Origin of the sequence: Amnibacterium kyonggiense, assembly GCF_004364555.1 — a bacterium.
Classification (GTDB): Bacteria; Actinomycetota; Actinomycetes; order Actinomycetales; family Microbacteriaceae; genus Amnibacterium; species Amnibacterium kyonggiense.
On record NZ_SOAM01000001.1, the window covers coordinates 1,015,982 to 1,028,301 of the forward strand.

Genomic DNA, 12,320 nt, shown 5'->3' on the forward strand with positions numbered 1-12,320 from the left:
GCCGTCAGGCGGGCAGCGGCACGCCGGTCAGCCGCTCGAGCGCTGCGAGCAGCTCGTCCTGGAAGCGCTCGTCCAGGACCGCCGCGACCGGCTGCTGCTGCCGGAGGTCCTTGAAGTAGCGGCCGGACACGAGCGCGGCCGGGTCGTCGCTCGTCGCGAGCCACACCTGTGTCGCGGCGCCCTCGTCCAGCGATCCGGGCGCACCGCTGCCGCCCATGCGGGTGCGGATCCAGCCCGGATCGACCGCGTTGCTCCGCACCGCCGGCCAGCGCCGCGCGACCGCGCCCGCGAGGGCCGCGTCGAACAGCTTGCTGTCGCCGTAGGAGATCCCGCCGCGGGCGAGCGCGCCGGCGTCCGCCCCGCCGCTGCGGTGCATGCCGCTCGAGAGGTAGACCAGGCGGTCGGGGCGCTCCATCAGCGCGGTCAGCAGGTACGGGGCGAGCACGTTCACGGTGGTGAGGGCCGCGCCGCCGCCCGAGCCGACGCCCGCGTTGTGGATCACGGCGTCGAACCGCCCGGTCGCGTTCGCGGCTTCGGCGAGCGCGCGGGTCTCCTCGTCCGACGCGAGGTCGCCGACGAGCACCTCCGCGGCACCGGGCGCCGCGGCGCGGGTGTCGTCGGCGCGGGAGGCGTTCCGGGCGTGCAGGACGACCTCGTGGCCCTGCTCGAGGAGACGCTGCCCGACGGCGAGCCCGAGGCCGTCGGCGGAACCGGTGACGAGGACGCGTGCCATGCCTCCAGCCTGCGCCGTCCCGCCTGGGCGCTCGCGCGGATCCGGGCTGCTCGCGGATCCGCACTTCCGAAGACCTACTCGACCAGGCGGTAGGCGGGGCGGCCGAAGGAGGGCCGGAAGCTCGGCGCCGTCTCGTGGTTCTCGGCGGTGCCGTGCTGCCCCACGACACCGATGTTCTGCACCCGGCTCGCGAGCGGCGCGACGGTCGTCAGCCCGTGCCGCGGCAGCACCCGGGTGTTGAGGTTCCAGTCCCAGCCCGACTCGAATCCCGGCGAGCCGTTCCAGGTCGAGTAGTCGAGGTCCCAGGTCGGGCCGATCAGGTCCGTCCACGTCTCGCGCCAGGTGCCCCACAGCCACGGCGAGAAGGCGGTCGTGCGGTGCACCGCCGCCGGGTCCGCCCCGGCCGGCTCGGGGCTGTACGCGCAGACCGCGGCGACGTCCGCGGCGTCGCGCAACGCGCTCGCGCAGTGCTCGAGCAGCGCGAGCACGTCGTCGGCGACGAGGAGGTCGTCCTCCGTGCGCGCGACGAAGTCGAACCCCTCCGCGAACAGCGCGTCGAGGTGCCGATGCGGATTCCGGCTCACGCCGAGCCGCTCCTCGTTGACGACGACCTCCGCGCCCGGCAGCAGCCGCAGCAGGTCGGCGACCTCGTCCTGCAGCGGCCCGGGCTCCACCGCGGCGCGCACGTGCCAGTCCTCCAGCCCGGGCACCCGGCGCCACGCGTCGACGACGGGGCGGAGGTAGTGCGGCCGGTCGAAGGCCGTGATGAGGAGCGCGCGTCGCACCGCGCCATCGTGGTCGACCGCGGTCGATGCCAGGCTGGGCGCGTGGGAGCGGAGCAGGCGGTCGAGGTCGGGATCGTCGCGCTCGTGGGGGTGCTGCTCGTCGTCGCGGCCGCGGCCGGCTTCGGGCCGCGGATCCGCGTGCCCGCGCCCCTGATCCTCGTGGTCGTCGGCATCGTCCTCTCGCTGTTCTCGCCGCTGCCGGACGTCGTGATCCCGCCCGAGCTCATACTGACCGGCGTGCTGCCGCCGCTGCTCTACGCGAGCTCCGTCTCGGTGCCGACGATGGACCTTCGCCGCGAGTTCGGCGCGGTCAGCGTGCTGTCCGTCGTGCTCGTGATCGTCAGCGCGCTGCTGCTCGGACTGCTGTTCGCGGTGCTGATCCCCGGGCTGCCGTACGCGCTCGGCGTCGCCCTCGGCGCGGTGATCAGCCCGACGGACGCGGTCGCGACCTCCATCGTGAAGCAGGCGAAGGTGTCGCACCGCGTCACCGCGATCCTCGAGGGCGAGAGCCTGCTCAACGACGCGTCCGCGCTCGTGCTGCTCCGCGCCGCGATCGCGGGGGCGGCCTCCCTCTCCTTCCTCCAGGTCGCCGGGTCGTTCCTGTACTCCCTGGTCGTCGCGATCGTGCTCGGCATCCTCGTCGGGCGCGTCACGACGCTGATTCGCGGCCGGATCACCGACCCCACGGTCAACACCGTGCTGTCGTTCACCGTGCCGTTCCTCGCCGCCCTGCCCGCCGAGCTGCTGCAGGCGTCCGGCCTCGTCGCCGCCGTCGCGGCCGGGCTGACCGTGGGCCGCCGTGCGCCGCGCGAGCTGCCCGCGGAGCACCGCCGCTCGGATCGGGAGACCTGGAGCACGGTCAGCCTCGTGCTCGAGGGCGCGATCTTCCTCGCGATGGGGCTGGAGCTCTCCCGCCTCGTGGCCGCGAACGGCGGGGTCGCGAATGGCCTGAGGGCCCTCGGGATCGCGCTCGCCGCGCTCGTCGGCGTGCTCGCCGTGCGCACCCTGTTCGTGTCACCGCTGCTGCTCTGGCTGCACCGCCGCGCGGAGCACGGCGCGGGCATGCGGATCCGGCTGGAGCAGGTGCAGCAGGCGATCGCCGACGGTCGGCCGATCGGTGAGGCGCTCGCGGCGTCGCGACCGGAGAACGAGCGGGCTCGCGCGCCGCGACGCCGAGCGAGGACGCGGCAGCAGCGCCCGGGTGACAGCGAGCGCTTCTCGAAGCGGTTGCGCCAGGTGCTCGGCGACATCGACTACCTCGCCGGGAGCCCGCTCGGGCCGCGCGAGGGCGCGGTCGTCGTGTGGGCCGGGATGCGCGGCGCGGTGACCGTCGCCGCGGCCCAGACGATCGTCGTCCCCGACGGCGTCCCGGCGGAGGTCGGCGACCTCCTCGTCCTCGTCGCGTTCGGGGTCGCCGCGATCTCCCTCCTGCTCCAGGGCGGGACGCTGAACCTGCTCATCCGCGTCCTGCGGCCGCGCGCGGACGACCCGGCCGCGGAGCAGGAGGAGCAGGAGAAGATCGCCCGCCTGATCCGCGAGACCGGCGACGCCGTGCCGCAGCGCGAGGGGGAGCCGGCGCAGGCCTGGGCGCTCCGTCGCGTCGCCGCCACCCGCGCCGCCCTGCTCGACGCGCGCGACGAGGGCGTCTTCAGCTCGGACGTGCTCGGCCGGGCCCTCGACGCGGTCGACGCGACGGAGATCGCCATCGACGCGCGGAGCACCACGTCGGGCTGAGGCCCGATCGCGCAGGCCTCCAGCCAGTGGTCAGCCGGTCCACATCCCGTGCACCGCAAGCATCCATAGGTTCGCGGAACGCCGAGGGCGCTCCTCGCTGCGATCGGCAGCGCGCTCGCGGCGGGACGGGAACGCACCACCACATGACCGACGCCACCGACATCACCGTGCACCGCGGGCTCTTCTCCTCCGTCGACCTGTACGTCGAGGACTCGGGCGGCACGGGCCGACCGGTCGTCCTCATCCACGGCTGGCCGCTGTCCGGCGCCTCCTGGTCGGCCCAGGTCCCGACGCTGCGCGCCGCCGGGTACCGCGTCGTCTCCTACGACCGCCGCGGCTTCGGGCGCAGCGACAAGCCGGCCCGCGGCTACGACTACGACACCTTCGCGGAGGACCTGCAGTCGATCCTCGAGGCCCTCGACCTCCGCGACGTCACCCTCGTCGGGTTCTCGATGGGCGGCGGCGAGATCGCCCGCTACATCGGGAAGTACGGGCAGGAGCGCCTCCACAGCGTGGTCTTCGCCGCCGCGGTGCCGCCCTACCTCGCGAAGACGGACGACAACCCGGACGGCCCGCTCGACCAGGCCACGGCCGACGGCATGGAGTCCGGCCTGAAGGACGACCGCGACGCCTTCTTCCCGCAGTTCGTGCAGCAGTTCTACACGGCGAACGGGGACCTGAAGGCGCTGCCCGCGCAGGTCGACGAGGCCGTCGCGCTCGCGCAGCAGTCCGACCAGAAGGCCGCCCTCGGCGCGATGGAGGCGTTCGCCACCACCGACTTCCGCGAGGACCTGACGAAGGTGACCGTGCCGACGCTCGTGATCCACGGCGACGCGGACGCGGTGGTGCCGTTCGAGGGCTCCGGGAAGCGGACGCACGCGGCGATCGCGGGCAGCGAGCTCGTCGTGGTGCACGGCGCCCCGCACGGCTTCAACGTGACGGACGCCGACGAGTTCAACCGCGCCCTGCTCGCGTTCCTCGCGAAGTAGCGGAGGGCGTCAGGCCGCCGGGAAGCGGCCGCCGGAGGCGCTGCGGACCACCTCGAGCAGGAGGGTCCGCAGCGCCGCCGGGTCGCTGACCGGCGGCAGCGCCTCCGATTCGAGCCGCTGCGCCTCGTCGAGCAGCGCCGCGCCCGCGGGCGTGCGCGAGACGAGCACGCGGCGCGCGTCCGCGTCGTCCCGCTCCCGCGTCACGTGGCCGTGGCGCTCGAGCCGCTCGAGCGTCCGCGCCATCGTCTGCAGCTGGACCCGGGCCGCACGCGCGAGGTCGGTCTGGCTCCGGGCGCCGTCCCCGAGCAGGTGCAGCGCGATGAGCCCGGCGTGCGTCAGGCCGACCGTCTCGAGCCGCTCCGCCCACGCGTGCTCGACGAGGCGCGCGGCGGTCGAGAGCAGGCGCCCCGTCGGCCAGTCCTGCGGCGTCTCCACGACGTGAGTCTACGGCGGATGCTCAGCCTGCTGAGCGATCCTGAAGCGCAGCAGGCTGACCTTCAGGAGGAGTCATGGGAATCCGACGCGACACGGTCCGCGTGCCCGTCGTGATCGTCTCGATGGTGCTGGCGATCGTCGGCTCGGCGTTCGGCTCCGGCGCATTCGGTGGCACGCCGATCCAGGACGCCTCCGGAGGGGCTCTCGCGGCGGACTCCACCCTGCTCGCCCCGGGCGTCGGCGCGTTCCAGATCTGGAGCGTCATCTACCTCGGCCTCGTCGCCTACGCCGTCCTGCAGGCGCTGCCCTCGCGGCGGGCGTCGGCGCGCCACCGCCGCATCGGCCGGCTCGCGGCCGCGTCGATGCTGCTCAACGCGGCGTGGATCCTCAGCGTCCAGTTCGACCTGCTCGCGCTCTCCGTGCCGGTGATCGTCGCGCTCCTCGCCGTCCTGGTCGCGATCGTGCTGCGGCTCGGCCCCGCGGAGGGCGTCGCGGAGCGGGTGATCACCGACGGCACGTTCGGGCTCTACCTCGGCTGGGTGACGATCGCGACGGTCGCGAACATCGCGGCAGTGCTGAAGGCGGCCGGGTTCACCGGGGCGGGCCTGCCGGCCGACGTCTGGGCCGTCGCGGTGCTCGTCGTCGCGGCCGCGATCGGCGTGCTCACCGCGCTCCGGGACGGCGCCCGGATCACCCCGGCGGTCGCGCTCGCCTGGGGGCTCGCGTGGATCGCGATCGCCCGGTCGACCGCGGCGCCGGAGTCGACGCCCGTCGCGGTCGCGGCCGCGATCGCCGCGGTCGTGGTGCTCGCCGCCCCGCTCGCGCTGCGCCTCCGCGGCGTGCCGACGCGGCGCGCGGTCCGGACCGCCTGAGCACTCAGGCTCGGGCCCTCGGCGGAGGGTTGGATGGTCGATCGGCGCCGGCACCGCGGCCGGCCCCGATCGAGAGGAGTCCCCATGTCGGACACCCCAGCCGCCCCGCTCCGCGTCGGCGTCGTCGGTCTCGGCTTCGCCGGTACGACCGCGCTCGACGCCTTCTCCTCGCTCCCGGGCGTCGAGGTCGTCGCGCTCGCCGGACAGGAGCAGCCGCGACTCGACGAGCTCGCCGACAGCCGCGGGGTGCCGAACCGGTACCACGACTGGGAGGACCTCGTCGCGCGCGACGACCTCGACGTCGTGACCGTCGGCGTCCCGAACCACCTGCACGCGCCCATCGCGATCGCCGCGCTGAACAGCGGCAAGCACGTCTTCTGCGAGAAGCCGCTCGCGCCGACCGGCGCGCTCGCGCAGACGATGGTCGACGCGGCCCGCGCGAACGACCGCGTGCTCGAGATCGCCTTCAACCACCGGCGTCGCGCGGACGTCCAGTACCTCCGCCGCTACCTCGACGAGCACGACATCGGCCGGATCTACCACGCCCGCTCCAGCTGGCGACGGCGCGCCGGCATCCCCGGGCTCGGCTCCTGGTTCACGAACCGCGAGATGGCCGGCGGCGGGCCGATGGTCGACCTCGGCCCGCACATGCTCGACATCGCCCTGTTCCTCATGGGGGAGCCGCGCGTCGAGCGGGTCAGCGCCGTCGCCTACGGCGAGCTCGGCCGGGGCGGCCGCGGCGGCGCGGCGAACTCGAAGACGACCGGCGGCAACCGTGCGTTCGAGGTGGAGGACTTCGCCTCCGCGCTCCTGCGGCTCGACACCGGCGCCTCCCTCCAGCTCGAGACGTCGTGGGCGAGCTACTCCGCCGACGAGGAGGACATCGCGGTCGAGCTGCTCGGCTCCGCCGGCGGCGTGCGCCTGTTCGTGCGGGACTACGCGACCGACGGCACGATCCGCATCTACGGGGAGGAGGGCGGCGCCCCCGTCGTCACCATCCCGACCGTGCACGTGCCGAGCGGCCACCACCTCGCCGTGATCGAGGAGTTCGTCGCGACCGTGCGGTCCGGCGAGTGGGCGAACGCGTACGGCGACTACGCCCTGCACCGCAGCCGCGTCATCGACGCGGTCTACCAGTCCGCCGACGAGCACCGGGAGGTCGAGGTCGCATGAGGATCACCGTCTGGAACGAGAACGTCCACGAAGCCCAAGGCGACGAGCTCGTCCTCTCCCACTACCCGGACGGGATCCACGGCGCGATCGCCGCCGGGATCGCGCCGCTGCTGGAGGACGCGGAGATCCGCACCGCGACGCTGCAGGACCCCGAGCACGGGCTGACCGAGGACGTGCTCGCGGCGACCGACGTGCTGCTCTGGTGGGGGCACATCGCGCACGAGCAGGTCTCGGACGAGGTCGTCGAGCGCGTGTTCCAGCACGTGCAGGCCGGCATGGGGCTGCTCGTGCTGCACTCCGGGCACTACTCGAAGATCTTCCAGCGGCTGCTCGGCTCGACCGCGTCGTTGCTGTGGCGCAACGAGGGGGAGCGGGAGCTCGTGTGGACGATCGACCGCACCCACCCGATCACGCAGGGCATCCCGGACCCGATCGTCATCCCGCGCCAGGAGATGTACGGGGAGCCGTTCGACATCCCGACGCCCGACGAGCTGCTGTTCGTGTCGAACTTCGCGGGCGGGGAGGTGTTCCGGTCCGGCGTCACGTACCGGCGCGGACTGGGGCGGATCTTCTACTTCTCGCCGGGCGACCAGGAGTACCCCGTGTACCACCAGGCCGAGATCCAGCAGGTGCTCGCCAACGGCGTCCGATGGGCGGCGCCGACGCGGCCGCGTCGGAACGTCACCGCGATCCACAAGCCGGAGGCGGGCTGGTTCGCCGCCTCCTGACCTGGACGTGCTCCGGATTCGCGCCGCTTCCTCGCGATCGAAGCGGCGCGGATCCGGAGCAAGTCCGTCTGTCCGTCGCGGCGATCGCGCCGCTACGGTCGCCGCATGGGTATGAGCTCGGTCGTCATCCTCGTGTACGTCGTCGTCCCGCTGGTGCTCGCGTACCTCCTCTACTTCGTGCTGCGGAAGGCGATCGCGCACGGCATCCGCGACGCGCAGCGCGCGGCCGCCCGGGAGGCCCTCGCGTCCCGCGTCGACGTCCCCTGACCTGAACTTTGCTCACGCTTCTTGCCGCCGAAGCGATGTCGCGGCGGCAAGAAGCGTGAGCAAAGTGGGTTGACACGCCCGGGGTGGGCGACGATTTCTTGATCTCCTCAAGTCTCGGAGAGGGTTGCGGGGATGTCCCTCCCTCCCGCCGAGCGCCTCCGCGCCGCAGGGCTGAAGGTGACGAAGGGGCGCGTCGCCGCGCTGGAGTCGCTCGCCGCGCAGTCGCACGCCACGGCGGAGGAGCTGCAGCGCCGCATCGCCGCTGAGGGCGTCCCGATGACGCTGCAGGCCGTCTACCTCGCGCTCCAGGTGCTCACCGACGCGCAGGTGCTCCGCCGCATCGAGCCCGCCGGGTCCGCCGCGCGGTACGAGCTGCGCGTCGGCGACAACCACCACCACCTGGTCTGCACCCGCTGCTCCCGCGTCGTCGACGTCGACTGCGCGACGGAGGAGGCCCCGTGCCTCCTCCCGGCGGACACCCACGGCTTCGCCGTCGCGACGGCGGAGATCACCTTCTGGGGCCTCTGCCCCGGATGTGCGGAGGAAGAAGGAGCGGAATGACGGACAGCACCACGACCACCAACAGCGGGGCGCCGGTCGCCAGCGACCAGCACTCGCAGAGCGTCGGGAACGACGGCTCCATCGTCCTGACCGACCACTACCTGGTCGAGAAGCTCGCGCAGTTCAACCGCGAGCGCGTCCCGGAGCGCGTCGTCCACGCGAAGGGCGGCGGCGCGTTCGGCCACTTCCAGGTGACCGGCGACGTCGCGCAGTACACCCGCGCCGCGCTGTTCCAGCCGGGGGCGGACACGAAGCTCGTGATCCGCTTCTCGTCCGTCGCGGGCGAGCAGGGCAGCCCCGACACGTGGCGTGACCCCCGCGGCTTCGCGATCAAGTTCTACACGCCCGAGGGCAACTACGACCTCGTCGGCAACAACACCCCCGTCTTCTTCATCAAGGACGGGATCAAGTTCCCCGACTTCATCCGCTCGCAGAAGCGCCTCCCGGGCAGCCACCTCCGCGACAACACGATGCAGTGGGACTTCTGGACCCTCTCCCCGGAGAGCGCGCACCAGGTCACGTGGCTGCTCGGCGACCGCGGCATCCCGTCCTCCTGGCGGAAGATGAACGGCTACGGCTCGCACACGTACCAGTGGATCAACGCCGACGGCGAGCGGTTCTGGGTGAAGTACCACTTCCACACGAACCAGGGCCACGAGACGCTGACGCAGGACCAGGCGGACCAGATCGCCGGGCAGGACGCGGACTTCCACATCCGCGACCTCTACGCGGCGATCGAGCGCGGCGAGTTCCCGACCTGGACCCTCAAGGTGCAGGTCATGCCGTACGAGGACGCGAAGTCCTACCGGTTCAACCCGTTCGACCTCACGAAGGTGTGGCCGCACGAGGACTACCCGGAGATCGAGGTCGGCACGATGACGCTCGACACGAACCCGGAGAACTACTTCGCGCAGATCGAGCAGGTCGCGTTCGCGCCGTCGAACTTCGTGCCCGGCATCGACGCGAGCCCGGACAAGATGCTCCAGGCGCGCATCTTCAGCTACGCGGACGCGCAGCGCTACCGCGTCGGCACGAACTACCAGCAGCTGCCGGTCAACGCGCCGCAGTCCGAGCTGCACTCCTACTCGAAGGAGGGGGCGATGAACGTCACCTTCCCGCCCGCCTCGAAGCCGGTCTACGCGCCGAACTCGTTCGGCGGCCCGCACGCCGATGCCGAGCGGGCCGGGGACGCGGGCGGCTGGCAGTCGGACGGCGAGCTCGTCCGCGCGGCCGTCACCCTCCACGCGGAGGATGACGACTTCTCGCAGGCGAACGCGCTCGTCAACCAGGTCATGGACCAGGACCAGCGCGACCGCCTCGCGCTGAACGTCATCGGTCACGTGTCCCAGGTCACGCACCCGGAGATCCGTGAGCGCGCCGTGCAGTACTGGCGGAACGTCGACGCGTGGCTCGGCGAGCAGGTGGCGAACGGTCTCCCGCCGCTGAAGACCACCGCCGGTGAGCAGGTCCCGGAGCCGACGCCGAACGTCGGCGACTGGGCCCAGGACCACGTCCCGGAGCCCGCGAAGTAGCCCTCCGCCGAGCACGTCTCCAGGCCCCTCGCACGTCGGCAGGCTCGCAGTCCTCCTGCGGGCCTGCCGAAGTGCGTTCGGCCTGCTGAAGTGCTCAGCAGGTCCGACCAGATGCCGGTCAGGAGCCGGCGACGGCCCAGCGGAAGCGGTTCATCAGGCGGTAGCCGCCGCTCGCCGTGCGGAACGGCGCGGCCGCGGCCACGACGACCGGGCCCAGCTCGCGGAGCACGGAGGCGTCCTCACCGAGGAGCACCGCCCCGATCAACGCCGCGTCGTCCGGGGCGGTCCACGGCACCTCCGCGATCCCGGCGATCTCCACGGCGAACTCCTGCTCGCCGAGCAGCCGTTCGAGTCCGCCGGACAGGCGTTCGGGCGGGTCGGGGGAGGGCTCCTCCCCGTCCGCCTCGGCGACCGCCGCCTCGATCGCGCCGCGGTCGTTCGCGGCGTGCTCCGCCCAGTTCGCGATCCCCAGCCGGCCCCCGGGCGCGAGCACGCGGCGGAGCTCCGCGAAGGCGGCCTCCTCGTCCTCCGCGAACGCCAGCGCGTTCACCGCGGTGACCACGTCGAACGAGCCCTCGGGCCACGGCAGGTCCTCGGTGCCCGCGTCCCGCAGGTCCGCCACCGGCACGCTCCGCCGCGCGAGGGCGAGCATCCCGGAGGCCGGGTCGCAGCCCGCCACCCGTGCGCCGCGGTCGGCCGCGAGCCGCAGCAGCTCGCCGCTCCCGCACCCGACGTCGAGCAGCCTCGTCCCGGCGCCGACGTCCGCGGCGTCGAGTAGCGCGGCGTGCGCGGGCACGGAGGCCACGCCCCACGTGGCCGCCCATCCGGCCGCGACCGCCGACCAGGCGTCCTCCCCGCTCACCCCTCCATGTTCGCGGATCCGCATTTCCTGAACGACACGCCGGAGCGGGGACCTGAGAAGACGGCGTGTCGCTGAAGAAGTGCGGATCCGCGAAGGAGGTCCGGATCCGCGAGGGGCTGACGGTGGTCGCGCCTACGGTGTGCGCGTGCCCGAGCCCGTCGACGCGTGGTGGGAGCGCCGCCGCGCCTCCACCGGCCGCGACGTGCCCTACGCGGTCGGGCGCTACTTCCACGAGTGGCACCGCTACCCGGTGCTCGTGAAGCAGTACCACTCGGACCTCAACCACGGGATCGTGCTGAGCCAGGTGCCGCTCGCCGCGGACGTGTGGATCCAGTGGCAGTGCGACGCCGGGCATCGCTTCATCGCGACGCCGGAGGAGCAGCGGATGCGCCCGGGCGCCGGGAAGCGGCGCCGGTCGACCTGGTGCCCGCGGTGCGCGGAGGCCGCCCTCGAGCGCCCGGTCGGCACGGGCGCGCCCTCGCGGAAGCGGAAGGTCGGCCCGCTCTGCACGAAGACGCCCGACCTGCCGCCCGGCGAGGCGTTCGTGTCGATCTGCGCGCCGAAGCCCGCTTCCGCCGCCGAGCCGGCGCTGCAGCAGAAGCTCGCGAAGCGCCTGGTCTGGGACGCGACGCCGAACGCGATCCGGCTGAAGGAGCCGTTCTTCGACCACCTCGAGGCCTGGCCGGACCTGATCCTCGCGGACCTCCGCATCGCCGTCGAGCTCGACACCGTCGGGCGGTACGGGCTCGAGCACTCCGGCCGGCGGGAGGCGGTGGACGAGCGGAAGGACCGGCTGATCCGGCGAGCGGGGTGGGAGGTCGTGCGGGTGCGCCTCGACCCGCTGCCGCCGATCGGCCCGTTCGACCTCACCGCGGCGTCCGTGTCGAACGCGCTCGCCGACCGCCTCGTCGACCGGTTCCGCGAGATCCGCGGCAGCCTCTTCGTCGACGCGTACCTTCGCTGAATGCCCGACGTCCGCCGCGTCCGCTTCGGCACCATCGTCCGCCCCGCCGAGGAGACCGCCGACGGGTGGGCGCACGTGGAGGCGCTCGACGGCTTCCTCGTGCCGCTGCCCGACGGGCTGCTCCTCTTCGACACCGGCATCGCGGCGGGGGACCCGGAGGTGGACGCGCACTACCGGCCCGAGCGGATACCGCTCCGCGACGCCCTCGCCGCCGCGGGCGCGCGCCTCGAGGACGTGACCCTGGTCGCGAACTGCCACCTCCACCTCGACCACGCGGGTGGGAACGCCGAGCTCGCCGGCCGGCCGGTGCTCGTGCAGCGGGCCGAGCTGGAGGCCGCGCAGACGCCGGACTACACGGTCGCGGGCGTCGTCGGCTTCCCGGGCGCCCGGTACGAGGTGCTCGACGGCGAGACCGAGGTCGCGCCCGGCGTCCGCCTCGTCCCGACGCCCGGGCACACGCCCGGACACCAGTCGCTGCTCCTCGACGACGGCCTCCTCCTCGCCGGCCAGACGCACCTGACCGCGTCGGGCTGGACCGCGGACGCGGAGGCCGTCCGGCGTCCCGCCGACCAGGTCGCGCCGCCGCCCGACTGGTTCGCCGCGCTGCTGCCCCGCGTGCGCGAGGCCCGCTTCGCGCACGACGCCGCCGTCTGGCGGGCCTGAGCCGAGCCTCGGCCGACCACGT

At 73.5% G+C, this 12,320-nt stretch carries 14 protein-coding genes; 10 read left to right on the forward strand and 4 right to left on the reverse strand.

Features of this window, described 5'->3' with window-relative positions; all coding sequences use genetic code 11:
• Positions 1 to 4: 4 nt before the first annotated feature.
• Both CLV52_RS05280 and CLV52_RS18295 read right to left on the reverse strand, forming a co-directional pair.
• Positions 5 to 733, reverse strand: coding sequence for an SDR family NAD(P)-dependent oxidoreductase (locus CLV52_RS05280; protein WP_133765217.1), 729 nt, complete (start codon positions 731 to 733; stop codon positions 5 to 7).
• Between the two features lie 74 nt (positions 734 to 807).
• A complete protein-coding gene (locus CLV52_RS18295; RefSeq protein WP_162850720.1) occupies positions 808 to 1,518 on the reverse strand; it encodes a glycosyltransferase family protein in 711 nt (236 codons plus the stop codon).
• Positions 1,519 to 1,560: 42 nt separating this feature from the next.
• Between CLV52_RS18295 and CLV52_RS05290 the strand changes: the two genes are divergently transcribed.
• Complete coding sequence (locus tag CLV52_RS05290) at positions 1,561 to 3,252, forward strand: cation:proton antiporter (RefSeq protein ID WP_133765218.1); 1,692 nt, start codon at positions 1,561 to 1,563, stop codon at positions 3,250 to 3,252.
• Between the two features lie 143 nt (positions 3,253 to 3,395).
• Complete coding sequence (locus CLV52_RS05295; protein WP_133765219.1) at positions 3,396 to 4,241, forward strand: alpha/beta fold hydrolase; 846 nt, start codon at positions 3,396 to 3,398, stop codon at positions 4,239 to 4,241.
• 9 nt (positions 4,242 to 4,250) lie between these two features.
• On the opposite strand, the gene CLV52_RS05300 is transcribed toward CLV52_RS05295, so the two are convergent.
• A complete protein-coding gene (locus tag CLV52_RS05300; RefSeq protein WP_133765220.1) occupies positions 4,251 to 4,676 on the reverse strand; it encodes a MarR family winged helix-turn-helix transcriptional regulator in 426 nt (141 codons plus the stop codon).
• Between the two features lie 74 nt (positions 4,677 to 4,750).
• Between CLV52_RS05300 and CLV52_RS05305 the strand changes: the two genes are divergently transcribed.
• The 6 genes from CLV52_RS05305 (at position 4,751) to CLV52_RS05325 (ending at position 9,809) form a co-directional block, all read left to right on the forward strand.
• Positions 4,751 to 5,548 carry a TspO/MBR family protein gene (locus CLV52_RS05305; protein ID WP_133765221.1) on the forward strand — a complete coding sequence of 266 codons (798 nt, stop codon included), beginning with the start codon at positions 4,751 to 4,753 and terminating at the stop codon, positions 5,546 to 5,548.
• 84 nt (positions 5,549 to 5,632) lie between these two features.
• Positions 5,633 to 6,721, forward strand: a complete 1,089-nt coding sequence (locus CLV52_RS05310; RefSeq protein ID WP_133765222.1) for a Gfo/Idh/MocA family protein — start codon at positions 5,633 to 5,635, stop codon at positions 6,719 to 6,721.
• A complete protein-coding gene (locus CLV52_RS05315; protein WP_133765223.1) occupies positions 6,718 to 7,449 on the forward strand; it encodes a ThuA domain-containing protein in 732 nt (243 codons plus the stop codon). The genes CLV52_RS05310 and CLV52_RS05315 overlap by 4 nt, the downstream gene beginning before the upstream one ends.
• 105 nt (positions 7,450 to 7,554) lie before the next feature.
• Positions 7,555 to 7,716 carry a hypothetical protein gene (locus tag CLV52_RS18300; protein ID WP_162850643.1) on the forward strand — a complete coding sequence of 54 codons (162 nt, stop codon included), beginning with the start codon at positions 7,555 to 7,557 and terminating at the stop codon, positions 7,714 to 7,716.
• 132 nt (positions 7,717 to 7,848) lie between these two features.
• On the forward strand, positions 7,849 to 8,277 hold the full coding sequence (locus CLV52_RS05320; protein ID WP_133765224.1) for a Fur family transcriptional regulator: 429 nt from the start codon (positions 7,849 to 7,851) through the stop codon (positions 8,275 to 8,277).
• Positions 8,274 to 9,809, forward strand: a complete 1,536-nt coding sequence (locus CLV52_RS05325) for a catalase (protein WP_133765225.1) — start codon at positions 8,274 to 8,276, stop codon at positions 9,807 to 9,809. Before CLV52_RS05320 ends, CLV52_RS05325 begins: the two co-directional genes overlap by 4 nt.
• A gap of 118 nt (positions 9,810 to 9,927) precedes the next feature.
• Here the strand turns inward: CLV52_RS05325 and CLV52_RS05330 are convergent, their stop codons facing one another.
• On the reverse strand, positions 9,928 to 10,671 hold the full coding sequence (locus tag CLV52_RS05330; protein ID WP_246017968.1) for a class I SAM-dependent methyltransferase: 744 nt from the start codon (positions 10,669 to 10,671) through the stop codon (positions 9,928 to 9,930).
• Positions 10,672 to 10,816: 145 nt separating this feature from the next.
• Between CLV52_RS05330 and CLV52_RS05335 the strand changes: the two genes are divergently transcribed.
• Both CLV52_RS05335 and CLV52_RS05340 read left to right on the forward strand, forming a co-directional pair.
• On the forward strand, positions 10,817 to 11,635 hold the full coding sequence (locus CLV52_RS05335; RefSeq protein ID WP_133765227.1) for a hypothetical protein: 819 nt from the start codon (positions 10,817 to 10,819) through the stop codon (positions 11,633 to 11,635).
• Positions 11,636 to 12,298, forward strand: a complete 663-nt coding sequence (locus CLV52_RS05340; RefSeq protein WP_133765228.1) for an MBL fold metallo-hydrolase — start codon at positions 11,636 to 11,638, stop codon at positions 12,296 to 12,298.
• Positions 12,299 to 12,320 lie beyond the last annotated feature (22 nt).